The organism is Rothia nasimurium (assembly GCF_928382285.1).
In the GTDB taxonomy this organism is placed as follows: Bacteria; Actinomycetota; Actinomycetes; order Actinomycetales; family Micrococcaceae; genus Rothia; species Rothia nasimurium_E.
Genome location: NZ_CAKMSS010000002.1, coordinates 78,918 through 101,929, shown reverse-complemented (window position 1 = coordinate 101,929; position 23,012 = coordinate 78,918). Strand labels below are relative to the sequence as shown.

The window sequence follows — 23,012 nt, the reverse complement described above, 5'->3', positions numbered from 1 at the left end:
GCTAATCACCGAGCCTTGCAAGAGCTGAGAGCACACCGGTTTGGGTGGGGGCTTCAAGTCCGCCGGCTAGTTGACCGTCCTTGAGCAGGAGGACCCGGTCAGCGTAGGAGGCCGCAAGCGGGTCATGGGTCACCATCAGAATAGTCTGCCCCTGTTCCCGGCTGGCCTGCTGCAGGAGCCCCAGAACCTCGGTACTGGTCGCCGAGTCGAGGGCGCCGGTGGGTTCGTCCGCAAAAATGACGGCCGGGCGCGGGAGCAGGGCTCGGGCGATTGCCACCCGCTGCTGCTGCCCACCGGAGAGCTGGGAGGGCAGGTGCTTGAGACGGTCCTCAAGGCCCAGGGTGCGTACCAGCTCATCGCGCCAGATGGTATCAACCGCCATCTTGGCCAGACCCAGGGGCAGCTCCATATTCTGGGCCGCTGTGAGCGTGGGGATCAGGTTGAAGGCCTGAAAAATAAAGCCGATATTACGGGCCCGGAACTCAGCTAGGGCGGCGTCCTTGAGCCCCGTCAGCTCCACGCCCTTGACCTGTACGGACGTCTGTTCCCCGGGGTCGGGGGCATCGAGAGTTGCCAGGGTGTGCAGCAGGGTTGACTTGCCGGAGCCAGAGGGGCCCATGATGGCCGTGAACTTGCCCCGCTCAAAATCAATGGAAATGTTGCGCAGGGCGTGCACGGGGGACTCACCCGTGTAGGTTTTAGAAAGATTCCGGGCAGAAACAGCGATAGGAATAGTGTGTGAGGTGCTCATATACCCAGTATGGCAAGGCAGTGGGGCAGGGCACATCGCACTAGGGAGTGAAGCGAAAGGGGCGGGCCTCATACCTAGGTATGAAATAAGCTCGTATGAAATAGGCTCGTATGAAATAGGTTCCGCAGACTCACGCTCGCTGCCGACCCTCTCGCCCGATTCGCTTCGCTCATACGGCGATTCACGCCAGCCGCCGAGCCAGCAGCTTCGCTGTGAGTCTGCGGAACCTAATAATTTTCAGTATTGAAGGTTAAACCAGCCCCGCCTCGTAGGCAATAATCACTGCCTGCACGCGGTCGCGGGCCTCAAGCTTAGCCAGAATATGCGAGACATGGGTTTTGACGGTCGCCTCAGAAACAAAGAGCTGCTGGGCCATCTCACCATTCGACAGGCCCTGGGCAATGAGCAAGAAGAGCTCGCGCTCGCGGTTGGTCAGGCTGGCAATCTTTTCAGCGTGTTTCTGGGGCGCCTGCTGGGTGGGTGCACCTCCTGCCAGGTGGGGAATCATCTGTTCAAGCAGCCGCTTGGTGGCGCTGGGGGCGATGACGGCGTCCCCGCGCTGCACCGTCCGAATGGCTCCGAGAAGCTGCTCGGGTGGGGCGTCCTTGAGCAGGAAGCCGCTGGCCCCGCGTTGCACCGCGGCGTAGACGTAGTCGTCGATATCGAAGGTGGTCAGCATGACCACCTTGACCTCGGAGTGGGCGGCGATGATAGCGCTGGTGGCTTCGATACCATCGAGCACCGGCATACGCACGTCCATGAGCACTACATCAGGCCCCAGCCCAGCAGCCTGCAGCTCGGCGACCAGCTCGATAGCCTGCTGACCATCCCCGGCCTGGGCCACCACCTGCATATCGGCCTGCGAACCAATCAGCATAGCCAGGCCAGAACGTACAAGCTGCTGGTCATCTACAAGAAGAACTCTAATCACGGTTTTACTCTATCGCTCCTGGTCATCATGGGGGGCTGGTGAAAACGGGTCTAGGGCACGAAGGGAATCTGGGCAAAAACCCTAAAAGACCCGTCGGCTAGGCGGCCGTAGTGCAGGGTGCCGTGGTACATATCGACACGTTCGCGCATACCCAGCAGCCCGCGGCGGGCACCGGGCAGGGGCTGGGTGGGCTCGGCCTGGGGCAGGTTGGTGATGTCGATATCCAGGGTCTGCTTACCCTCGCTAATGGTGACGGTCACCAGGGGAGTGCCCGGGCAGTGCTTGGCCACGTTGGTCAGGGCCTCTTGCACAATACGGTAGATGGTCAGGTCGGCACCCTGCGGCAGTTTCTCTTCAACCCCCGATACCGTGCTAAAGCGCACCGGTATGCCCAGCTTCTGGGTTTGCTCAATGAGCTGGGGGACGTTGTGCAGGGCCGGGAGGGGCTCAACGGTAGTGCCCTCATCGGTGCGCAGGACCCCCAGCAGGGTACGCATCTGTTGCAGGGACGACCGCGCCGCCTCAGAAATCGTGCCCAGGGCGGCTAGCTCCACGGGTTCATTCTGCGCGGACGCCCCCGCCCCGCTCCCAGCCTGCTGGGCAGCGGCAGCGTAGCGGGCGCCGTCCGCCTGGGCAATGATGACAGACAGCGAATGAGCCACGATATCATGCATTTCCCGGGCAATGCGGGCCCGCTCATCGAGGGCGGCAAGGGCCCGTTCCTGCTCCCGCTCGTGCTCTAACTGGCGGTTCCGCTCAATTAGGGCCCGGTGGCGGTTCTCGCGAAGCCGCCGGGAGTCGCCAAAGAACCAGGCAATCGTGACAATCGCCGCGCAGATAAAAGCAGCGGTTAGGGCGGTGGCGTAGAACTCGAAGGAACTGGGGTCATAGACCAGAAAGGGGCGGGCGAAAACAAACCCACCGACGACTGAAGCTAAGAGAGCTGCGACAAAAATTCCAATACGCACCGGCTTCGAAAAATACCGCACCAGGTGGTAAACCATCACCGGGGCAGCCCACCAGGAACCCACCGCCGGGTACTGGGCGGGTATGGTAACCAGCAGCGATACCACCACCAGAACCACCACCAGAACCGGCCGGGAATACCTGAAATAGAGACTCGACGTAGCAACCAGCCAGGCCGCTATATAAACCAGCGCCCAGGTGCCCTCCACCATGGCAAGACCAAAGGCAAGCGTTATCACCAGGGTCAGTATCTGCCCCAGGGCAACAGCAAACGCATTGACCAGCTTCTTCCGGCGCTGGGTAGTAGCCAGTTCTATCTGTAGGGTATCCACCCTCCTAAGTCTAAAAGCCGCCCCGACCCCGGGAAGGCGGCGGCGGGCGTCCGCACCCCAAATTCATACCGCAGTATGAGCGCCTAGCACCACCGGCCGGACAGTTTCGGTAGGCTTATACCCATGCAGTACATCTCAACCCGCGACGCATCCAAGACTCCCGCCCGCTTCACCGACATCCTGCTCGGTGGCCTAGCCCCCGACGGCGGTCTCTACCTGCCCGAAACCTACCCTGCTCTTGACGAGGCCACCCTCACCCGCTGGCGGACCGTTCTGGCAGAAGAAGGCTACGCGGCGCTGGCAGCTGAGGTGCTGCAGCTCTTCATCGACGACATTCCTGCCGACGATATCAAGGCCATGACTGCCCGGGCTTACTCCTACCCCAAGTTTGCCTCCGAAGAAATTGTGCCGGTCACTGAACTGGAACCCGGTATTTTGATCGGCCACCTGTCTGAGGGCCCCACCGCCGCCTTCAAGGACATGGCTATGCAGCTGCTGGGTGAACTCTTTGAGTACGAATTGGGCCGCCGGGGTGAGACTCTCAATATTGTGGGTGCAACCTCGGGCGATACCGGTTCTTCTGCCGAGTACGCCATGCGCGGCCGTCCCGGTATCAAGGTCTTCATGCTGACCCCGGCTGGCCGTATGACCCCCTTCCAGCAGGCCCAGATGTTTGGCCTGGATGATGAAAACATCTTCAACGTTGCCCTTGACGGCGTCTTTGATGACTGCCAGGATGTGGTCAAGGCTATTTCTGCTGACGCTGCCTTTAAGGCTGAGAAGCGCATTGGCGCGGTCAACTCTATTAACTGGGCTCGTCTGATGGCTCAGATTGTTTACTATGTTTCCTCCTGGATTCGCGCGACCGAAACCAACGACCAGAAGGTTTCCTTCTGTGTGCCCACCGGTAACTTCGGTGATATCTGCGCCGGCCACATCGCCCGCCAGATGGGCCTGCCCATCGACCGCCTGATTGTGGCCACCAACGAGAACGACGTGCTGGACGAATTCTTCCGCACCGGTGACTACCGGGTGCGCTCATCAGCTGACACCTACGAGACTTCCAGCCCCTCCATGGATATCTCCCGGGCCTCAAACTTTGAGCGCTTTGTCTTTGACCTGCTAGGCCGTGACGCCGAGCGGACCGCTGACCTCTTTGGCCTCAAGGTACGCCAGGGCGGATTCTCCCTGACCGATGACCCGGCCTTTGCCGAAGCTGCTGAGCGCTACGGTTTTGCCTCTGGCCGTTCAACCCACGCCGACCGCGTCGCCACCATCCGCGATGCCAACGAGCGCCTGGGCGTGCTGCTTGACCCCCACACCGCGGACGGCGTTAAGGTCGCCCGCGACTGGGCAGAGAAGGTGGATACCCCCATTATCTGCCTGGAAACCGCCCTGCCGGTTAAGTTCGCTGAAACCATCCTTGAAGCTACCGGCGCCGAGCCCGCTATCCCTGAGCGTTTTGCCGGCATTATGGAGGCCGACCGCCACGTGATTGACCTGCCCAACGACGTTGAGGCTGTCAAGGAGCTGATTGAGAAGAACGCATAGGTACAGGTTTTTGCTGCGGATCTTGTTTATGTGAAAACTAAAATTAAAATTCGCGATAGAGTCAGGTAACTGGTCTAATCGAGAAACTTTAATATATATAGATTGGAGATAGCTAGATGGACGGATTTATTATTTTTCTATTGATTATTTTTATGATTTTCTGTCTTGTGATGATGGATAATGATAAAAGAAAGAAAAATGAGCAGAAAATAAATTCTGTAAAACAAAAGCTTGATGCTGAGTTGAAAGATGTTGGGGTAGAGAAGAAGTTTGAAAACCACCTCCCAAATGGTTCTGGAATAACTGGTGATGTTAATGGTGATTTGTATGTAATAAATGGATTTGGTAAAGCTCCTAAGCGAATTAAAGGTAGTGAAGTTGCCGAAGTTTCACTAATTGTAAATAACACCACTGAATCGAAAACAGTAAATAAGGGAGGTATAACCCGAGCTGTCGCTGGAGGTATCGCTTTTGGCGGTGCTGGTGCTGTGGTGGGGGCAGTTACTTCAGGCTCAAAAACTACATCAACAGAGAGGATTGGTGAGATTAAAGTTGAGCTTGTGACAACTTCTGGAGGAAGTTTCACATATTCTCATATTTTTCTCCCTAAAGGGTCGGTTGCTGCAAATGATAGGGCTCAAAAACTTCTGTCTGAGGCTAAGGTGCTAAAAGCCCAAATTGAGGAAGCTGTAAAGATTTCCAACTCAAAAAATTCAGTGGTGGATCCTTTCAATTCTGCTCAATCTCATGCAAAAACTGAAAATGCTCGTGATAAATATGACGCTATCAGCAAGCTTGGGGAATTGCATTCGAAGGGTCTTTTGACTGATGAAGAGTTTTCCAGGGAAAAATCAAAGTTATTGAGTGAATAGTTATTTTGTAATTTGGCTGGTGAAATTGGCAGTGGCATAAAGTAAACCTTGACAATAAATGCTTTGCCTCGTCCTATAGAATGCGCTATCTAATCAATATTAGATATTTCTATTTGGTTGGGGGTGTCGATGCCTATTGTTGGATATGATGTTAATATGAATAGTTTTCTGTGAAATTGAAATGTGCAGATTAACGTCAGTTCGGTACATTTGTAATGATGTTGTACTAACAGGAGCACTCATGACTGATGCAACAATTTCCTTCCGCACCGATAGCGCCACTAAAGAAGAGGTGCGAAAACTCTACAGCGACCTCGGCCTCGACCTCAGCACTGCACTGAATATGTTCCTTAAGCAGTCACTCGTTGATAACGGTCTGCCCTTTACTCCGCACCGCGAGAACCCTCTCAATGTACGAGCACGACAGGAAGCTGAGCAGCGGCACGGGAAGACCTTCACATCGGTTGAGGCTCTCATGGCTGATTTGACTGATGCTGACTAAAATCCACCGAACCAGCCAGTTCAAAAGAGATGCCAAAGCACCGCAAACCCCTCCTTCGTTTCTATATCAGTCACTTGTATAAATCGTGAGACTAGCTAGCGGGGGGGGGTAATTTGATTGTTATAGTTTCCCTATGATCAGCGAAAAAGAGTTCTTTGCGGCGGTATTAAGCCTGGCCAAGCCCCTCACCCCGAGCGACCGTGAACCGAATACAGCAGAACGTGAGGCAGCAATTGCTGCCCTTAAAGAAGCTCAGATAGAGCAGACCTGCGACTGCGGCACCTGCCTCACCTACAACCTGCTTTACCCGGGCGAGCCCATCGACCAGGACCTGCCCCGAACCTACCTATCCGTAGGCACCCAGGACGGGGATGCGCTCGTCCTCGCCCATCTGGCTGGTGGCAGGCTCACCACCCTAGAAGTAGCCCCCACAGGCAATAAGCCGGTAGCGTCCCTACCAGCTACCGACAACCTCACACCCTAGATCAATATATGAAACCACCAGTCAAAATATGGGCAAAGCTGCGCTCGCAGGACTAGCCTTAAACCATGACTGAAAACAGCTCCATCAACCTGGCCGTCATCCCCGGCGACGGCATCGGCCCCGAAGTAGTAGCCCAAGCCCACCGCGTCCTTACCCGCGCCGCCGAACTCGACAACATCACTGTCACCTCCACCGAATACCCCCTCGGTGCAGAGCACTGGCTCGCCACCGGTCAGACCCTCACCGAAGAGACCAAGACCGCACTCGCCCAGCACGACGCCATCCTCTTCGGCGCAGTGGGAGCCGACCCGCGCTCGTCCGCCGTTCCCAGCGGCCTGATCGAACGAGAAATCCTGCTCAACCTGCGTTTCTCCTTCGACCACTACATCAACCTGCGCCCCTCCCGCCTCTTCCCCGGCGCTGTCTCACCCCTGACCAACCCCGGTGACATCGACTTTGTAGTCGTGCGTGAAGGTACCGAAGGCCCCTACGCCGGTAACGGCGGTGTGCTCCGCGCCGGTACCGACGCTGAAATTGCCACCGAAGTGTCGGTCAACACCGCCTACGGTATCGAACGCCTGGTGCGCTACGCCTTCGAACTGGCCGCCAGCCGCGAGAAGAAAAAGCTGACCCTTATCCACAAGACCAACGTGCTGGTCAACGCTGGTGCCCTCTACAACCGCATCTTCAACAAGGTCGCCGAAGAATACCCCCAGGTCACCACCGACTACCTGCACATTGACGCAGCCACCATCTTCTTCACCACCGACCCCGCCCGCTTTGATGTGATTGTCACCGATAACCTCTTCGGGGATATTCTTACCGACCAGGCCGGTGCCATTACCGGCGGCATCGGTTATGCAGCATGCGGCAATATCAACGCTGACGGCACCTACCCCTCCATGTTTGAGCCCGTCCACGGCTCAGCCCCCGACATCGCCGGGCAGAACAAGGCCAACCCGACTGCAACCGTCCTGGCAGCTGCCATGCTCCTGCGCCACCTGGGCCACGAGGCTTCAGCCGCCCGGATCGAACAGGCCGTTGAAGCTGACCTGGCCGCCAACCCCGGCGCGACCCGCGCCACCGACGAAATCGGCGACGCAATCCTCGCCCAGCTGGGCTAAGCCCCCTGACCCCACCGAAACCCGGTGGGGTCTTGCGTAAGCTAGCTAACAGAGCGAAAGACCCTGGGGTACCCTAGATAAGAGACCCCACGACACAGTTTGAAGGATGAGCATGTCACTCGAATTCACCATCAACCGCAACCCCAACCCCGCCAGTGCCGAACGACGCGCCGAGATCCTCGCCGACCCCGGCTTCGGCAACTACTTCACCGACCACATGGTGCGCATCGACTGGCGCGGCACCCACACCGACGGCGGCGAATGGACCAACGCCCAGGTTCTGCCCTACGGCCCCCTGAGCCTGGACCCTGCGGCGTCCGTCTTCCACTACGGCCAGGAAATCTTTGAGGGCATCAAGGCCTACCGCCAGGCAGACGGGTCCATCACCACCTTCCGTCCTGAAGAGAACGCCTCCCGTCTGAATAAGTCAGCAGACCGCCTGGTGCTGCCCAACCTGCCCGAAGAACTCTTTGTTGAAGCCATCCGCCAGCTGGTCACCATCGATGCCGACTGGGTGCCTAACGGTGACGGTGAATCCCTCTACCTGCGCCCCTTCATGATTGCCACCGAGGCTTTCTTGGGCATCCGCCCGGCCCACGAGGTTTCTTTCTTCATCATTGCGTCCCCTGCCGGTAACTACTTCGGCACCCCCAAGCCCGTTGATATCTGGCTATCCACCACCTATGCCCGCGCTGGTGTGGGCGGCACCGGCGAGGCCAAGTGCGGCGGCAACTACGCGGCTTCTCTGGCTGCCCAGCTGGAGGGCGAGGCCAACGGTTGTAAGCAGGTCATCTTCAAGGATCCCAACCGCGATGACGCCATCGAAGAGCTCGGTGGCATGAACGTCTTTTTCGTTTACAAGGACGGACGTATCGTCACCCCCGAGCTGACCGGCACTATTCTGCGCGGTGTGACCCGTAAGTCTATTATCAAGCTGGCTGAGGACCGCGGCCACACCGTGGAAGAACGCAAGATTACCCTGAGCGAGTGGCGCGAGGGCGTGGCAAGTGGCGAGATTACCGAGATTTTCGCCTGCGGTACTGCTGCTGTGATTACCCCCGTGGGTAAGCTCAAGGCCGCTGACTTTGAGATCCCCTCGGCATCAGGTGCGGACGGTGGCGAAGTCACTATGGCCCTGCGCGAAGAGCTGGTTGGTATTCAGACCGGCAAGGTTGAGGACCGCCTGGGCTGGAACGTCAAGCTGGTCTAGCCCCTCGGGTAGGTACCATCTAAATCAGAAAAACCCACCAACTAGGTGGGTTTTTCTAGTTTTAATGGTCTTTTCTAGTGGTGCTTGGGGAGCGTTAGGACGTCCGTCAGGCCTAGCTGCGCACAGAAGGCTTCGTCGTGACTGACGACCAGGAGGGCACCCTCATAGGAGGCTAGCGCCTGGATTAGCCAGTCCACCGAGGCCATATCGAGGTTGTTGGTGGGTTCATCGAGAATCAGCAGCTGGGGCGCCGGGCTGGCCAAGAGGACGGTTGCTAGGGCCACGCGGAATCGCTCGCCACCGGAAAGTACTCCCACGGGCAGGTGTACCCGTTCCCGGCGGAAGAGCAGTCGGGCTAGGTCGTCGCGCACCTGCTGTTCGGTCAGCGTCGGGTTGGCTGCCATGACCAGCTGCAGCATGCTTTGGTCCTGGGGGAGGGCCAGCCGTTGGGGCAGGTAGCCGGTGTTCGCTACCCGATAGTCGCAGGTGTAGTGGGCAGTGTCGGCTGCCTGGGCATCTCCCATAATTGCCCTCAGAAGGGTGCTCTTACCTGACCCGTTAGCTCCTGCCAGCCGCAGGCGCTCTGGGCCCTGGACAATCAGCCGCTCAGGCAGGGGAGTAGCCGCTGCCGCCCCGTCATCCGCCTGCTCCTGCTCACCCTGGTAGGGGCTGGAGTCCGCACCGGTACCCTGCCGCAGGGTTAGCTCCAGCACCCGCTTACCTGCTGGCACCCGGGTGCCGGGCAGGTCAAGATAGATGGCCTGGTCCTCGCGGATATCCCGTTCCCGGGCCTTCCGGGTTGCAGTAGCAGCGTCAAGTCTGCCCTGGTGGGTCTGCCGAATCTTGGCCGCCGACCGCTGGGCTGAGGAGGCGGCCAGCCCCATCGACATACGCGAACCCCGCCGGTTAGCCTGGGCGGTCGCTCCAGCCCGGGCCGCGCGGGCCAGCTTGGTTTCTGCCTCGATGCGCTCCCGCTTTTCCTGCCGCTCAACCTGCTTGGCCTCGCGCAGGTGGCGGGCGGCGGCGTCCTGCTCGCTGTCGATGGCCTGCCGGTAGGCGCTGTAGTTGCCGGTGAAAGAGCGCAGGGTTCCCTGCCTGAGTTCCAGCACTTCATCGACCCGCTCGAGCAGGTCGCGGTCGTGACTGACCACGAGCACGGGGCAGGGCAGAGTATCTAGGAGCCGGTAGAGAGTAGCGCGGGCGTCGGCGTCGAGGTTGTTGGTGGGCTCATCCAATAGTAGGACGCCGGGGCGGGTGGCAACTAGGGCTGTGAGGGCTGCGGTGACGGCCTCGCCACCTGAGAGCGTGCCGACGGTGCGCCGCATGAGGGCCCGGGCGTCGGTAGCGGCTAGGGCGGGAGAGAAGCCGGACGCGGCCAGGGCAGCCTGGGCTTGCTCAGCGGCATCCCAGTTATCACCGATCCGGTCGTAGAGCTCTTCGGAGTAGTCGCCGGCTTCTAGCGCAGTGAGAGCGTCGAGGACGTCGGTGATAGCGAAGAGGTCGGCGATGGTGGTCTGCGGGGTGAGCCCTAAATCCTGGGGCAGGTAGGCCACGGTACCGGGCCGACTGATGCTGCCGCTCGTTGGTTCTAGGGTGCCAGCTAGGAGCTTGAGCAGGGTTGATTTGCCGGAGCCGTTATCGCCAATGAGAGCTGTAACCGGGGCACTGACAGCGCCGGTGAGGTTTTCAAAGCAGGGGGTGCCGTCGGGCCAAATCAGGCTGAGGCTGTTAAAAGAAAGGTGGGGTTCAGATACGGAAATAGGCATGTGGGTGCGATCCATTCAGAGTCAAAGAGGTGAGGTGCTGAAAACCGCGGTGAGGGGTTTCAGCGTGGTCTAGAGAGCCGCTGAAAAATCCACTGGGGAGCCTTCCGTAGGGAACAAGAACTGGTGATTACTGTAGGGGAGCGGGGTGGGCGCTGTCAATGACTTCTGAAATTCAGCTAGTGCTGCCACTTTTGAGAATGGACCAGAAAAGTGACGGCTGTATGTATTGAGATGAAGGAATTTGAGAGAAATCTGGTCCCTACCGAAAAGCGAGTCACCTTGTGTTCAAGTCCGGTAGTCTAGAACCATGCGCATTGCCCGATTTACCGTAGACGATACCCTGCACTTTGGCCTGGTTGAAGGTGAGCCCGGCGAAGAGACCATCACTGTCCTCTCCGGCGACCCCTTCTACACAGGCATTAACCCCACCGACAAGCGATACCCCCTAGCGGACGTCCGCCTGCTGGCCCCCATCATTCCCCGCTCCAAGGTCATTGGTGTGGCCCGCAACTGGCGCGACCACGCGTCCGAACTGGGCAACGAAACCCCCACCACCCCCCAGTTCTTCTTCAAGCCCAATACCAGCGTCATCGGCCCCGGCGACCCCATCGCCCTGCCCGAATGGTCAGATAACGTCTCCTTCGAGGGTGAGCTTGCTGTCGTCATCGGCCGCATCGCCAAGTCCGTGCCCCTGGACCGCGTGCCCGAAGTTATCTACGGCTTCACCGTTGCCAACGACCTGACCGCTCGAGACGCCCAGAAAACTGACATCCAGTGGGCTCGCGCCAAGGGCTTCGACGGTGCCTGCCCCCTCGGCCCCTGGATCGAAACCGACCTGGACACCGACGACCTCACCATCCAAACCTGGGTGGACGGCGACCTCAAACAGGACGGCACCACCGCCGACATGGTCTTCTCCGTGGCTGAACTCGTCGCCGCCGCCAGCGAATACTTCACCCTGCTGCCCGGTGACGTGATTCTCACCGGTACCCCCGCAGGGGTAGGACGCCTGAGCGCAGGTAACGAGGTCGAGATTGAGGTAGAGGGCATCGGCTCCCTCATCAACACCGTCCGCGCCGAGTAAAAGACCGCCCTCAGCAAAGTTCCGCGCCGGAGAAAAGCGGCGAGTAAACTAGAACCCACCACCAGCTTTCAAGAAGAAAGGGATGTGCCAACATCCATGAGTGATTACGCTCTGAAACTTAACGACCCCAGCGAAACCCGCGTCCGCTTCTGCCCCTCACCCACCGGCACCCCGCACGTGGGCATGGTGCGCACCGCCCTCTTCAACTGGGCCTACGCCAAGCACACCGGCGGCACCATGGTCTTCCGTATCGAAGATACCGACGCTGCCCGCGACTCCGAAGAATCCTTCAACCAGGTGCTCGAATCCCTGCAGTGGCTGGGCATCAACTGGGACGAAGGCGTCGGCGTCGGCGGCCACCACGAGCCCTACCGCCAGTCAGAACGTATGGACATCTACGCCGAGGTAGTAGAGAAGCTCAAGGCCGGCGGCTTTATCTACGAAGACTTCTCAACCCCTGAAGAAGTTGAAGAGCGCCACAAGGCCAAGGGCGAAGACCCCAAGCTGGGCTACGACAACTTTGACCGCGACCTGACCGAAGAGCAGAAGGCCGCCTACCGGGCCGAGGGCCGCCAGCCCGTCCTGCGCCTGCGCATGCCCGATGAAGACATCACCTTCCACGACCTGGTGCGCGGCGACATCACCTTCAAGGCCGGATCCGTACCCGACTTCGTGGTCGTCCGCGCCAACGGCAAGCCCCTCTACACCCTGGTCAACCCCGTGGACGACGCCCTGATGGGCATCACCCATGTGCTGCGTGGCGAGGACCTGCTGTCCTCCACCCCCCGCCAGATCGCCCTCTATCGGGCCCTAGTTGAGGTCGGCGTCACCAGCTTCATCCCCGAATTTGGCCACCTGCCCTACGTCATGGGCCAGGGCAACAAGAAGCTCTCCAAGCGCGACCCCGAATCCAGCCTCTACAACCTGCTGGATGCCGGTTTCATCAAGGAGGGACTGCTCAACTACCTCTCCCTGCTGGGCTGGTCCCTCTCACACGACGAAGACATCTTCACCATGGACCAGATGGTGGCTGCCTTCGATATCAAGGACGTGCTGGCTAACCCCGCCCGCTTTGACGTCAAGAAGGCTGAGGCTATCAACGGCACCCACATCCGCATGCTGGAAGCAGAGGACTTCCGCAACCGCCTGGTTCCCTTCCTGCACAAGGCTCAGTTGGTCTCCGCTGAGAGCTTCGAGAACCTGACCGAGCGTGAGCAGGCCATTCTGACCGAGGCAGCCCCTCTGGTTCAGGAGCGCATGCAGCTTCTGGGTGAGGCTCCCGGCCTGCTGGGCTTCCTCTTCACCGCCGATGAGAACATCGAGGTTGCTGAGGACGCCGCCAAGCAGCTTAAGGAGTCAGCACCGGCAGTTCTCGATGCGGCTATTACCGCCGTTGAGGGCCTGACCGATTTCACCGCTACCACCATCGAAGCTGCCCTGCGCGAAGCTATCGTCGACGGTCTTGAGATCAAGCCCCGCCTGGCCTTCGGCCCGGTGCGCACCGCCATGAGCGGCCAGCGCATTTCACCGCCGCTCTTCGAGTCTATGGAGATTCTGGGCAAGGATTCCTCTCTTGCCCGCCTGAAGAAGCTCCGCGCTTCGCTGGCCTAAAAAATTTCGAGGTTTAGCTCACGCACCGCCCCGTGACCCCGCCTAGTAGGGGAGCGGGGTGGTGCTTTTTATAAGACCTAGGAAGATGGAAAAGTGGGGAAGTAGGACGCCCGCAGCAGCTTTTTCAGGAATTTTTACAAAAATTTTGGGGCCAAAAACCGCTAGAAATAAGGGTAAACACAGGGTGAACTACTTGAATGTGAGCCAGCTCTACAGATTTCAAGTTGCACGCCCTCAAAAGCTCGTATAGAGTTATTACTCGTTGCGGCGATGAGTTCCGAAAGGAAAACAAGCCGGAGTAAATAATAATGGGATATGGTGTAATTGGCAACACTACGGTTTCTGGTACCGTCATTCTAGGTTCGAGTCCTGGTATCCCAGCGAACATCTTGGTTCAAGATGTTACGGCCCCATCGTATAGCGGCCTAGTACTCCGCCCTCTCACGGCGGCAACACCGGTTCAAATCCGGTTGGGGTCACAGGCTAAAATCCCTCGCTTCATTCGAAGCGGGGGATTTTTTCGTGTGTCTGAATGCAATATGTTGCGGTGGCCGCCAAATGTGGCAGCGCCATCGCCACATATGGCGGTAGGCGCCACATGTGCCCCGTGCGCCTGTGTTCTTAGAAATGGCGCAGATTACACCCTTCCAGCTTGCGCACAGGTAAACGGTGTGTGTATAGTTTTATCTGTTGCTGGATAACGGTAGCAGCTCGAAAGAGTTTCGGCCCCATCGTATAGCGGCCTAGTACTCCGCCCTCTCACGGCGGCAACACCGGTTCAAATCCGGTTGGGGTCACAGGCTAAAAAGCTCCACATCCAGTAGGATGTGGAGCTTTTCTTTTGCCCACAGCGTCATTGGCTACCAAGCCCCGCGTCTTTCGCTAAACATGCGAGAATAGGGTACGTGCACAAGGAAACAATCACCCCCGCTCTCGCAGCCGTCCGCGACGCCCGCAACACCCTGGCGGCAGCGTCCTTTCCCCTCATCACAGCTTCCGCTGACGACGCGCGCAAAGAAGCCCGTACCGCCGTCACCCAGCTCGATGACTACATCCTGCCTAAGCTGGCTACCCTCGACGCCCCGCTGACCGTCGTGGTGGGTGGCTCTACCGGTGCCGGCAAGTCCACCCTGGTCAACACCCTGATGGGGGAACCCGTCACCCGCTCCGGCGCGATCCGCCCCACTACCCGCCAGCCCGTCCTGCTGCACCGCCCCGAAGACGCTGACGCCTTCACCCCGGAGCGTATGCTGCCCCACCTGGTGCGAGTGCCGGTAGCCCCCGGCGAAGCCCTACCCGGCGCTAACCCCCACAAGGGCCAGGATGAGCTGGTCACCGTACCTGTCGACTCCCTGCCCGCCGGCATCGCCCTGATTGACGCCCCCGACTTCGACTCGGTCTCAGACGAGAACCGCCGCCTGGCCCAGCAGCTTTTGCGCGCTGCCGACCTCTGGTTGTTTGTCACCACCGCTAACCGCTACGCCGATGCCGTGCCCTGGGAGATTCTGCGCCAGGCCGCTGCCCGCGATATCACCATCGCCGTGGTGCTCAACCGCGTGCCCGAGGGCGCCGAAGACGAAATTGAAGCCGACCTCACCCGCATGCTGACCGAAGCGGGCATCACTCCCGCCCTGATTCACTCTGTGACCGAGCAGGAACGCGACGAACGCGGCCTGCTGCCCTCCGTCGCCCTCACCCCCCTGATTTTCTGGCTGCGCTCCCTGGGCGCTGACGTGGACGCCCGCTCCGATATCGCCCGCCGCACCCTAGAAGGCGCGGTGCGGGCGGTAGGGCAGCAGGCAGCTATTCTCGCCCAGGCTGCCGGTGAACAGCAGGACGCCGAAGCTCGCCTGCGTGCGGACGTCACCTCAGCCTTTGAGCGAGCCCTGGCCAACCTGAACGAGGCCACCCAGGACGGGCAGATGCTCCGCGGCGAGGTGCTGACCCGCTGGCAGGACTTTGTGGGTACCGGTGAATTCTTCCGCCAGGTAGAAACCACTATCGGCAAGGTGCGCGACCGCGTCGCCGGCTTCTTCAGAGGCACCCCGCCCACCCGTGCCGTAGAGGTGGAACAGGCCCTTGAAGTGGGCCTGCACTCGGTCATCATGGAAGAGGCTGCGGCCGCTGCCGAAACCGCCCAGCGCCGCTGGCTCGAAGACCGAGCCGGGCGCGCCCTGCTGGCCGGGGACGACCTGGCAGCCCTGGGTGAGAACTTCTCCGAAGAGGTCGCCGAGTCAATTCGAGCCTGGCAGCAGGACGTCATGGACATCATCGCCGCCGAAGGCGCCGGTAAACGCCAGCGGGCCCGTTTCATGTCTCTGGGAGTGAACGTCACCGCCGTGATTCTGATGGTGGCGGTCTTCTCCATGACCGGCGGCCTCACCGGCCTGGAAGTGGGTATCGCCGGTGGCTCGGGCGTCGTGGGCCAGAAACTGCTCGAAGCAATTTTTGGTGAGGACGCCGTCCGCCGCATGGCAGCCGGAGCCCGCACCCGCCTCGAAGAGCGTATGCGAGAGCTCCTTGTCAGCCAGCAAGAACGCTTTACCCAACGCCTGGACGAGGCAAGCGGCAGCAGCGACCCCGAAACCCCCTCAGCTGCCGACCTGACCGAAGCAGCCCAGATCCTGGCCCACGCGGGGGAGCAGCTGGCGTCCGCCTCCACCGCAGCCAACCCCGCACCCACAGCCGAGACCAAGTAAGCGAGAGTACCCACCGTGACCACCACAGATACAGCTTTCGCCACCACCGCCCTGGCTACCCGCCTGGACGCCCTCACCGAGGCACTTGACCTGGGCGAAGGGCGAGTAGCTCCCGAAACCCTCGAAGCCGCCCGCGCAACCCTGGGCCGGGCAGCAACCCGCCGGGAACTGTCTGCCGAACACACCGTCATCGGTTTCTTCGGGGCTACTGGCTCGGGCAAGTCCACCCTCTTCAACGCGGTGGTCGGTAAAGACATCGCCAAGAGCGCAGCCCGCCGCCCCACCACCTCCACCGCCCAGGCCGCCATCTGGGGTAAGGACGGGGCAGAACCCCTGCTGGACTGGCTAGGCGTCACCAACCGTACCTACATGGACGAAGACCCCGCCCAGGCAGCAGAGGCTCTCAACCGCGCCGATGTGCCGGTGACCGTGGGCATGTGGAACAAAATCCGCCGTTCGGTGGGAGCTGGCAAGACTGAACAGGCCACTGGCGGGCTCGTGCTTCTTGACCTGCCCGACTTCGATTCGGTAGAGGCCTCCAACCGGGCGATTGTGGAGAAAATGGCCCAGTGCGTGGACGTGCTGGTCTGGGTCATGGACCCTCAAAAATACGCCGATGCCGTGATTCACCAGGACTTCATCCGGCCCTTAGCCGCCCACGGGGCAGTAACCCTGGCCGTACTCAACCAGGTCGACCGCCTGGACGAAACCGAGGTTCCGGCAGTTCTGGACTCCCTCAAGCTCCTACTGGCCCAGGACGGGCTCACCTCCACCCTGCTTGCTGATCCGTTGGGGGTTTCTGCCCGCACCGGCTACCAGATTCCCCGCCTGCGCGAGATTCTCGGCCAGGTGGCCGTTGCCAAGAACGCTGCGGTAGCCCGCATCGAAGCTGACCTGGCGGGCGTCCGCACAGATTTGGCTGGTCAGGACGGCGGGGGAGAGCCCGCGGGCATCACCGCCGCCGCAACGACCCGGCTTGAGGACGACTTCTACGCTGCCTCGGGCGCAGAAGCCCTGGTCAAGGCCGCGGCTGACTCCTATAGGCTTCACGCTGCTTCGTCCACCGGCTGGATTGCAACCCGCTGGCTGCTCAAAATCAAACGCGACCCCCTCAAACGCCTAGGCCTGCATAAGGAACACGACGGGGCACCTATCTCTAAGTCATCCCTGCCACCGCTGGGAGCGCCCCAGAAAGCGGCCCTTTCAACGTCCTTGCGCACCTTTGCCACCAGCGTTTCACAGGGCGTCGAGGAGCCCTGGAGCCACTCCATCAGGAACGCTGCCCGCACCTATGAGAGCCACCTGCCCGGTGAGATTGAGCGGGCTGCCGCTACCGTGCATTACGATGCCCAGAAAAAACGCTGGTGGTGGCACCTGCTCAACGTCCTGCAATGGGTGGGGCTGGCAACGGCGCTTGTGGGTCTGCTCTGGCTCACCGGCCTGGCTCTTGCCGGCTACTTCCAGATTGTGCTGCCCGATCCGCCCACAGTTGAGGGCTTCCCCCTGCCCGTGCCCACCCTGCTCGTAGCCACCGGCATCTTACTGGGCATACTCACCGCGGCCCTGGGCCGAGGGCTAGCGGCAGTGGGGCACCGCATCTACGCCAAGAACATCCGCCGCCAGCTCGAAACAAACCTGGCAGATGTGGCAGCCCGCTGCGTCACCGCCCCCGTGCAAGACGAACTAGCCCGCCTCCAGGGCTACCGCCAGGCCCTGCACGAGGCCCGATAAAACAAAAACTCCCCGCCCACCGAAACCGGTGAGCGGGGAGTTTCTGTATTTCAGCCTCTTAGCAGCTCTAGCTACGCAGCGCCTCAGTCAGCGCAGCTGCAGCCTCACACACTACTTCGGCGTGCAGGCGGCCGGGCTGGCGGGTCAGGCGCTCGATGGGGCCCGAGATAGAAACAGCCGCAATGACCTTGCCAGAGGGGGAGCGCACCGGCGCTGAAACGGAGGCGGTACCGCGTTCGCGCTCGCCGACAGACTGGGCCCAGCCGCGGCGGCGGACGGCTGCCAGCATGGTGGCTGAGAAACGGGCGTTGTGTAGGCCCTCGACCAGGCGGGCGTGGTCTTCCCAGGCGGTAAGAATCTGGGCGGCTGACCCTGCCTTCATGGAAAGCTGGGTGCCCACCGGGATGGTGTCGCGCAGGCCGATAGGACGCTCGGCGGAGGCCACGCAGACGCGCCAGTCGCCCTGGCGGCGGAAGACCTGGGAGGACTCACCGGTGACATTGCGCAGGTTGTTGAGTACGGGCCCTGCGGCTGCGATCAGGCGGTCTTCACCGGCGGCGCTGGATAGTTCGCCCAGGCGGGGCCCCAGCATGAAGCGACCCTGAACATCGCGGGCCACCAGGCGGTGGTGGGTTAGGGCGACGGCGAGACGGTGGGCGGTGGGGCGGGCTAGGCCGGTGGCTTCAACGAGCTGGGAGAGGGTGGCGGGGCCTGCTTCGAGACAGTCAAGAATGTGGGCGGCTTTATCGAGGACGCCGACGCCTGAGCTGCGGTTATCTTGCATGGTGGTAACTTTCGCCTGTGGTCGTGGGCCGGGCTGCGGCCCAGGTGAGTGGTTGCGGTGGGAGCCTTTCGAGTGTGAAAGATCGAGAGCTAAAGGATTGTGTCCGTATAACCTATCATGACTTCTCATATGGTGATATGCAAGTTCATTTATTGGAAAGATTTTCTTCGGCGGGTCACACTTGTTAAAGCACCACGAGAAAACTTTATGGAGGACTCCATGGCTGGTATTACCGACCATACCCCGCGAACTTTGGCTGAAAAGGTTTGGGACGCGCACACCGTAGTGCCCGGCGAAGACGGCAAGCCCGACCTGCTCTACATCGACCTGCACCTGGTCCACGAAGTCACCTCACCCCAGGCCTTTGAGGGTCTGCGTCTGGAAGGACGCCCCCTGCGTCGTCTCGACCTCACCATCGCAACTGAAGATCACAACACCCCCACCGAGAACATCTTCTCCACCATCGCTGATCTGACCTCCCGCACCCAGATCGAAACCCTGCGCAAGAACGCCGAGGAATTCGGCGTCCGTATCCACTCCCTGGGCGATAAAGAACAGGGAATCGTGCATGTGGTGGGCCCCCAGCTGGGGTTGACCATGCCCGGTATGACCGTGGTCTGCGGTGACTCCCACACCTCAACCCACGGCGCCTTCGGTGCTCTAGCCTTTGGCATTGGCACTTCTGAGGTAGAGCACGTGATGGCTACCCAGACCCTGCCCTTGGCTCCCTTTAAGACCATGGCTATTAACGTAGAGGGCACTCTCAAGCCCGGCGTGACCGCCAAGGACATCATTCTGGCTGTTATCGCGGAGATTGGTACCGGCGGTGGCCAGGGCTATGTGCTGGAATACCGTGGCTCTGCCATCCGTGCCCTCTCCATGGAGGGGCGAATGACTATCTGCAACATGTCCATTGAAGCAGGTGCCCGCGCCGGTATGGTGGCCCCCGACGAGACCACCTTTGAGTACGTCAAGGGTCGCCCCCACGCACCCACCGGCGAAAACTGGGATGCCGCTGTTGAATACTGGAAGACCCTGCCCACCGACGAGGGAGCAACCTTCGACCGGGAGGTCTTCATCAATGCTGATGAGCTAGAACCCTTCGTTACCTGGGGTACTAACCCCGGCCAGGGCGTCCCCCTTTCCCAGGCAGTGCCCTTCCCCGAGGATTTCGAGGACGAGAACGAGCAGAAGGCCGCCTCCCGCGCCCTGGAATACATGGACCTGACCGCAGGTACCCCTATGAAGGACATCCCCGTCGATGTGGTCTTCCTGGGCTCCTGCACCAACTCCCGTATCGAGGACCTGCGCGCTGCCGCTGAAATCGTCAAGGGTCAGAAGCTGGCCGAAGGCGTCCGTATGATGGTGGTCCCCGGCTCTCAGAAGGTACGTGCCCAGGCCGAAGAAGAGGGTCTGGATCAGATTTTCAAGGACTTCGGGGCTGACTGGCGTTTCGCCGGTTGCTCCATGTGCCTGGGTATGAACCCCGACCAGCTGGCTCCCGGCGAACGCTGCGCCTCAACCTCCAACCGCAACTTCGAAGGACGCCAGGGTAAGGGCGGGCGCACCCACCTAGTCTCACCCCTGGTTGCCGCCGCTACCGCCATCCGCGGTACCCTGTCCTCACCGGCTGACCTCTAAGCATCCCACTCGCATTAGCCCGGCTTGATCGGGCGGAAACGGATTTTTGATGGAACCCATTAAGAAGCACACCGGCATCGGGGTGCCCCTGCGCGCCTCCAACGTCGACACCGACCAGATTATCCCCGCCGTCTACCTCAAGCGCGTGACCAAGACCGGCTTCGACGACGCCCTGTTCGCTGGCTGGCGCAAGGACGAAAACTTCATCCTCAACCAGGAGCCCTACAAGCACGGTACAGTGCTGGTTGCTGGTCCCGATTTCGGCACCGGCTCATCCCGCGAGCACGCGGTCTGGGCTCTCAAGGACTACGGTTTCCGCGTGGTCATCTCAGCCCGTTTCGCTGACATCTTCCGCGGTAACTCCGGCAAGCAGGGCCTGGTCGCGGCCCAGGTAGACCAGGACAACATCGAACTGATCTGGAAGCAGCTAGAGGCCGAACCCGGCACCGAGGTCACCGTTGACCTGGAAGACAAGACCGTCACCGTCGGCGCTTTGACCGTACCCTTCCAGATTGACGACTACGTGCGCTGGCGCCTGATGGAAGGCCTGGACGACATCGGCCTTACCCTGCAGCATGAGGACGCCATCACCGCCTACGAGGCCAAGCGCCCCGCCTGGCTGCCCCGCACCCAGCAGCTGTAAAACCAGCCCACAGCTTAACCCAAAGGACGCCGTGCCCCGCGCACCGGCGTCCTTTTGGTGTTCTGCCTGGCCCGTCTAGATAAGTAAAAGCTGTGGTATGGCTAAGAACACCGCCTGTACAACAACCAGTGCACCTAAGTGGGGTAAAGTTGGTAAACGAGAATTGACGCGTAAAGTAACGCGAATCAACACCCTAGTAGTTTTGACGATTGGACATACATGGTCAGCGCACTGCGTATTGAAGGTGGCACCCCTCTGAAGGGCGAGGTAAACGTCCGCGGTGCTAAGAACCTGGTCCCCAAGGCCATGGTTGCCGCCCTGCTGGGTTCCACCCCCTCGGTGCTCCGCAACGTTCCCGAAATCAAGGACGTACAGGTCGTTACCGACCTGGTTGAGCTGCACGGCGTTTCGGTGGACTACAACGTGCAGGCCGGTGAGCTGCGCATGGACCCTTCGAAGGTCTCTGTAGCCAACCACACCGACATTGAGGTGCACGCAGGCGACTCCCGCATCCCGATTCTGCTCTGTGGCCCCCTGCTGCACACTATCGGTGAGGCCTTCATTCCCGACCTGGGTGGCTGCAAGATTGGTGACCGCCCCATCAACTGGCACCTGCGCGTGCTCGAAAAGTTCGGCGCCAAGATTGAGAAGCTGCCCACCGGTATCTCTATGAAGGCCCCCGCAGACGGCCTCAAGGGCGCCCAGATTAACCTAGAGTACCCCTCAGTTGGTGCTACCGAGCAGGTTCTGCTGGCCGCTTCCCGTGCCAAGGGCAAGACCGAGCTGACCGGCGCTGCTATTGAGCCCGAGATTATGGACCTCATCGCTATCCTGCAGAAGATGGGTGCCATCATCACCGTCGAAACCGACCGCCAGATCATCATTGAGGGCGTCGACGAGCTGACCGGCTTCAACCACGTGGCTATGCCCGACCGCAACGAATCAGCCTCCTGGGCGTCAGCAGCCCTGGCCACCGGCGGCGATATCTTCGTGCGCAACGCCAACCAGAAGGACCTCTCCACCTTCATCAATGTCTACCGCAAGCTGGGTGGCGGCCTGGACATCACCGACGAGGGCATCCGCTTCTTCCACCAGGGCGGCGACCTGAACCCCCTCTTCGTTGAAACCAACGTGCACCCCGGCTTCATGACCGACTGGCAGCAGCCCCTGGTCGTAGCCATGACCCAGGCTAAGGGTGTCTCCGTTGTTCACGAGACCGTCTACGAGAACCGCTTCGGCTTCACCGACGCCCTGGTTCGCATGGGCGCTACCGTACAGCTGCACAAGGACTGCCTGGGCCCCACCCCCTGCCGCTTCGGCCACCAGAACTTCAAGCACTCAGCCATCATCACCGGTAAGACCCCCCTGCATGGGGCTGACATCAACGTGCCCGACCTGCGCGGTGGCTTCTCCCACGTGATTGCTGCCCTGACCGCTGAAGGCACCTCAAACGTCACCGGTGTTTCTGTGATCTCCCGCGGTTACGAGCACTTCGTTGATAAGCTCACCGCCCTGGGCGCTAACTTCGAGGTCACTGCCTAAGATGAGCAAGAACAGCGCTTCTTTGAGTGATATCAAGCCCACCAAGATGGGGGACACGGTTTACACCGTAGCCGGTACGCTCCTGCGACCCCTCTACAACCTGCCCATGAAGGCGCAGATTGAGGGGCGGGAGAAGCTACCCAAGACCGGCGGGTTTATCGTGGTCTCAAACCACCTGACCGTGGTAGACCCGATTACCGCAGCCTACCCCCTCTTCCTTGAGGGCGTGCTGCCCCGGTTCTTGGCCAAAGAAGCGCTGTTTAGGGTGCCGGTGCTGGGCTGGCTCATGCGCCAGTGCGCCCACATCCCGGTTGCCCGCGGCTCAGCCCGGGCAGGCCAGTCCCTTGAGGTTGCCCAGAATGTTCTGGACGCCGGGGGAGCGGTCATTATCTTCCCCGAGGGCACCCTGACCAAGGACCCCGACATGTGGCCCATGACCGGTAAATCGGGGGCAGCCCGCCTGGCCCTGGCCACCGGCGCCCCGGTCTACCCGGTAGCCCACTGGGGCGACCAGGACTTCTGGCCCCGCCGCGGCAAGCCCCGCTTCAGCTGGCCCCGTAAGAAGGTCAAGATTGTGGTGGGCGACCCGGTCGATTTCAGCGACCTGGTTCAGCGCCGTGAAGCCGGTGCTCGCTATACCCACGACGAGCTGAACGCCGTCACCAACCGTATGCTTGATGACGTTACCAGCCTGCTTGAAGGCCTGCGCGGGGAGAAAGCCCCTGCCGGGCGCTGGAATGCCGTGTTGGACGTCCGCCAGTCACCTGACCAGTAACCGCTAGGGGAGG

19 protein-coding genes and 3 tRNA genes are annotated in these 23,012 nt (G+C 60.6%); 17 read left to right on the top strand and 5 right to left on the bottom strand.

Annotated features, from left to right (window positions below):
* Nucleotide 1: 1 nt before the first annotated feature.
* From L6758_RS03365 to L6758_RS03355, 3 genes are all read right to left on the bottom strand, one after another.
* On the bottom strand, nt 2-751 hold the full coding sequence (locus L6758_RS03365) for an ABC transporter ATP-binding protein (RefSeq protein WP_237204492.1): 750 nt from the start codon (nt 749-751) through the stop codon (nt 2-4).
* 250 nt (nt 752-1,001) lie between these two features.
* Nucleotides 1,002-1,682, bottom strand: coding sequence for a response regulator (locus L6758_RS03360; RefSeq protein WP_237225418.1), 681 nt, complete (start codon nt 1,680-1,682; stop codon nt 1,002-1,004).
* Nucleotides 1,683-1,732: 50 nt separating this feature from the next.
* A complete protein-coding gene (locus L6758_RS03355) occupies nt 1,733-2,980 on the bottom strand; it encodes a sensor histidine kinase (RefSeq protein WP_237204491.1) in 1,248 nt (415 codons plus the stop codon).
* A 123-nt stretch (nt 2,981-3,103) separates the two neighbouring features.
* Between L6758_RS03355 and thrC the strand changes: the two genes are divergently transcribed.
* The 6 genes from thrC (at nt 3,104) to L6758_RS03325 (ending at nt 8,723) form a co-directional block, all read left to right on the top strand.
* A complete protein-coding gene (gene thrC, locus L6758_RS03350) occupies nt 3,104-4,531 on the top strand; it encodes a threonine synthase (RefSeq protein WP_237204490.1) in 1,428 nt (475 codons plus the stop codon).
* A gap of 116 nt (nt 4,532-4,647) precedes the next feature.
* Nucleotides 4,648-5,403, top strand: a complete 756-nt coding sequence (locus L6758_RS03345) for an SHOCT domain-containing protein (RefSeq protein ID WP_237204489.1) — start codon at nt 4,648-4,650, stop codon at nt 5,401-5,403.
* A gap of 241 nt (nt 5,404-5,644) precedes the next feature.
* Nucleotides 5,645-5,905, top strand: a complete 261-nt coding sequence (locus L6758_RS03340; protein WP_237204488.1) for a type II toxin-antitoxin system RelB/DinJ family antitoxin — start codon at nt 5,645-5,647, stop codon at nt 5,903-5,905.
* 133 nt (nt 5,906-6,038) lie between these two features.
* Nucleotides 6,039-6,389: a hypothetical protein gene (locus L6758_RS03335; protein WP_237204487.1), complete on the top strand. Its 351-nt coding sequence runs from the start codon at nt 6,039-6,041 to the stop codon at nt 6,387-6,389.
* Nucleotides 6,390-6,454: 65 nt separating this feature from the next.
* On the top strand, nt 6,455-7,513 hold the full coding sequence (locus tag L6758_RS03330; RefSeq protein ID WP_237194236.1) for a 3-isopropylmalate dehydrogenase: 1,059 nt from the start codon (nt 6,455-6,457) through the stop codon (nt 7,511-7,513).
* Between the two features lie 112 nt (nt 7,514-7,625).
* Nucleotides 7,626-8,723: a branched-chain amino acid aminotransferase gene (locus L6758_RS03325; protein ID WP_237204486.1), complete on the top strand. Its 1,098-nt coding sequence runs from the start codon at nt 7,626-7,628 to the stop codon at nt 8,721-8,723.
* A 74-nt stretch (nt 8,724-8,797) separates the two neighbouring features.
* On the opposite strand, the gene L6758_RS03320 is transcribed toward L6758_RS03325, so the two are convergent.
* Nucleotides 8,798-10,489: an ABC-F family ATP-binding cassette domain-containing protein gene (locus tag L6758_RS03320; RefSeq protein WP_237204485.1), complete on the bottom strand. Its 1,692-nt coding sequence runs from the start codon at nt 10,487-10,489 to the stop codon at nt 8,798-8,800.
* Nucleotides 10,490-10,796: 307 nt separating this feature from the next.
* Here L6758_RS03320 and L6758_RS03315 point away from each other — a divergent pair, with 307 nt between their 5' ends.
* The 7 genes from L6758_RS03315 to L6758_RS03285 all read left to right on the top strand — a co-directional run bounded on the left by L6758_RS03315 (nt 10,797) and on the right by L6758_RS03285 (nt 17,614).
* Nucleotides 10,797-11,573, top strand: a complete 777-nt coding sequence (locus L6758_RS03315; protein ID WP_237204484.1) for a fumarylacetoacetate hydrolase family protein — start codon at nt 10,797-10,799, stop codon at nt 11,571-11,573.
* 96 nt (nt 11,574-11,669) lie between these two features.
* Nucleotides 11,670-13,184, top strand: a complete 1,515-nt coding sequence (gene gltX / locus L6758_RS03310) for a glutamate--tRNA ligase (RefSeq protein ID WP_237204483.1) — start codon at nt 11,670-11,672, stop codon at nt 13,182-13,184.
* Between the two features lie 309 nt (nt 13,185-13,493).
* Nucleotides 13,494-13,565, top strand: a tRNA-Gln gene (locus tag L6758_RS03305).
* 25 nt (nt 13,566-13,590) lie between these two features.
* Nucleotides 13,591-13,663 (top strand) — tRNA-Glu (locus L6758_RS03300).
* A gap of 245 nt (nt 13,664-13,908) precedes the next feature.
* Nucleotides 13,909-13,981, top strand: a tRNA-Glu gene (locus tag L6758_RS03295).
* A 108-nt stretch (nt 13,982-14,089) separates the two neighbouring features.
* A complete protein-coding gene (locus L6758_RS03290; RefSeq protein WP_237194229.1) occupies nt 14,090-15,883 on the top strand; it encodes a dynamin family protein in 1,794 nt (597 codons plus the stop codon).
* Nucleotides 15,884-15,898: 15 nt separating this feature from the next.
* A complete protein-coding gene (locus L6758_RS03285) occupies nt 15,899-17,614 on the top strand; it encodes a dynamin family protein (protein WP_237194226.1) in 1,716 nt (571 codons plus the stop codon).
* A gap of 67 nt (nt 17,615-17,681) precedes the next feature.
* Here L6758_RS03285 and L6758_RS03280 read toward each other — a convergent pair whose 3' ends face one another.
* The gene (locus tag L6758_RS03280; protein WP_135013841.1) at nt 17,682-18,398 is read right to left on the bottom strand and encodes an IclR family transcriptional regulator; all 717 of its coding nucleotides are present in this window, start codon (nt 18,396-18,398) and stop codon (nt 17,682-17,684) included.
* 219 nt (nt 18,399-18,617) lie between these two features.
* Here L6758_RS03280 and leuC point away from each other — a divergent pair, with 219 nt between their 5' ends.
* From leuC to L6758_RS03260, 4 genes are all read left to right on the top strand, one after another.
* Nucleotides 18,618-20,039, top strand: a complete 1,422-nt coding sequence (gene leuC, locus L6758_RS03275; RefSeq protein ID WP_237204482.1) for a 3-isopropylmalate dehydratase large subunit — start codon at nt 18,618-18,620, stop codon at nt 20,037-20,039.
* A 49-nt stretch (nt 20,040-20,088) separates the two neighbouring features.
* Nucleotides 20,089-20,682, top strand: coding sequence for a 3-isopropylmalate dehydratase small subunit (gene leuD, locus L6758_RS03270; protein WP_237204481.1), 594 nt, complete (start codon nt 20,089-20,091; stop codon nt 20,680-20,682).
* Between the two features lie 219 nt (nt 20,683-20,901).
* Nucleotides 20,902-22,224, top strand: coding sequence for a UDP-N-acetylglucosamine 1-carboxyvinyltransferase (gene murA / locus L6758_RS03265; protein WP_237204480.1), 1,323 nt, complete (start codon nt 20,902-20,904; stop codon nt 22,222-22,224).
* Between the two features lies 1 nt (nt 22,225).
* Nucleotides 22,226-22,999 (top strand): lysophospholipid acyltransferase family protein, encoded by a 774-nt coding sequence (locus tag L6758_RS03260; protein WP_237204479.1) that lies wholly within the window; start codon nt 22,226-22,228, stop codon nt 22,997-22,999.
* Nucleotides 23,000-23,012 lie beyond the last annotated feature (13 nt).

Coding starts and splice junctions, on each gene's coding strand:
- L6758_RS03365 (WP_237204492.1), bottom strand. CDS start 751: ATGAGCACCTCACACACTATTCCTATCGCTGTTTCTGCCCGGAATCTT.
- thrC (WP_237204490.1), top strand. CDS start 3,104: ATGCAGTACATCTCAACCCGCGACGCATCCAAGACTCCCGCCCGCTTC.
- L6758_RS03345 (WP_237204489.1), top strand. CDS start 4,648: ATGGACGGATTTATTATTTTTCTATTGATTATTTTTATGATTTTCTGT.
- L6758_RS03340 (WP_237204488.1), top strand. CDS start 5,645: ATGACTGATGCAACAATTTCCTTCCGCACCGATAGCGCCACTAAAGAA.
- L6758_RS03335 (WP_237204487.1), top strand. CDS start 6,039: ATGATCAGCGAAAAAGAGTTCTTTGCGGCGGTATTAAGCCTGGCCAAG.
- L6758_RS03330 (WP_237194236.1), top strand. CDS start 6,455: ATGACTGAAAACAGCTCCATCAACCTGGCCGTCATCCCCGGCGACGGC.
- L6758_RS03325 (WP_237204486.1), top strand. CDS start 7,626: ATGTCACTCGAATTCACCATCAACCGCAACCCCAACCCCGCCAGTGCC.
- L6758_RS03320 (WP_237204485.1), bottom strand. CDS start 10,489: ATGCCTATTTCCGTATCTGAACCCCACCTTTCTTTTAACAGCCTCAGC.
- L6758_RS03315 (WP_237204484.1), top strand. CDS start 10,797: ATGCGCATTGCCCGATTTACCGTAGACGATACCCTGCACTTTGGCCTG.
- gltX (WP_237204483.1), top strand. CDS start 11,670: ATGAGTGATTACGCTCTGAAACTTAACGACCCCAGCGAAACCCGCGTC.
- L6758_RS03280 (WP_135013841.1), bottom strand. CDS start 18,398: ATGCAAGATAACCGCAGCTCAGGCGTCGGCGTCCTCGATAAAGCCGCC.
- leuC (WP_237204482.1), top strand. CDS start 18,618: ATGGCTGGTATTACCGACCATACCCCGCGAACTTTGGCTGAAAAGGTT.
- leuD (WP_237204481.1), top strand. CDS start 20,089: ATGGAACCCATTAAGAAGCACACCGGCATCGGGGTGCCCCTGCGCGCC.
- murA (WP_237204480.1), top strand. CDS start 20,902: ATGGTCAGCGCACTGCGTATTGAAGGTGGCACCCCTCTGAAGGGCGAG.
- L6758_RS03260 (WP_237204479.1), top strand. CDS start 22,226: ATGAGCAAGAACAGCGCTTCTTTGAGTGATATCAAGCCCACCAAGATG.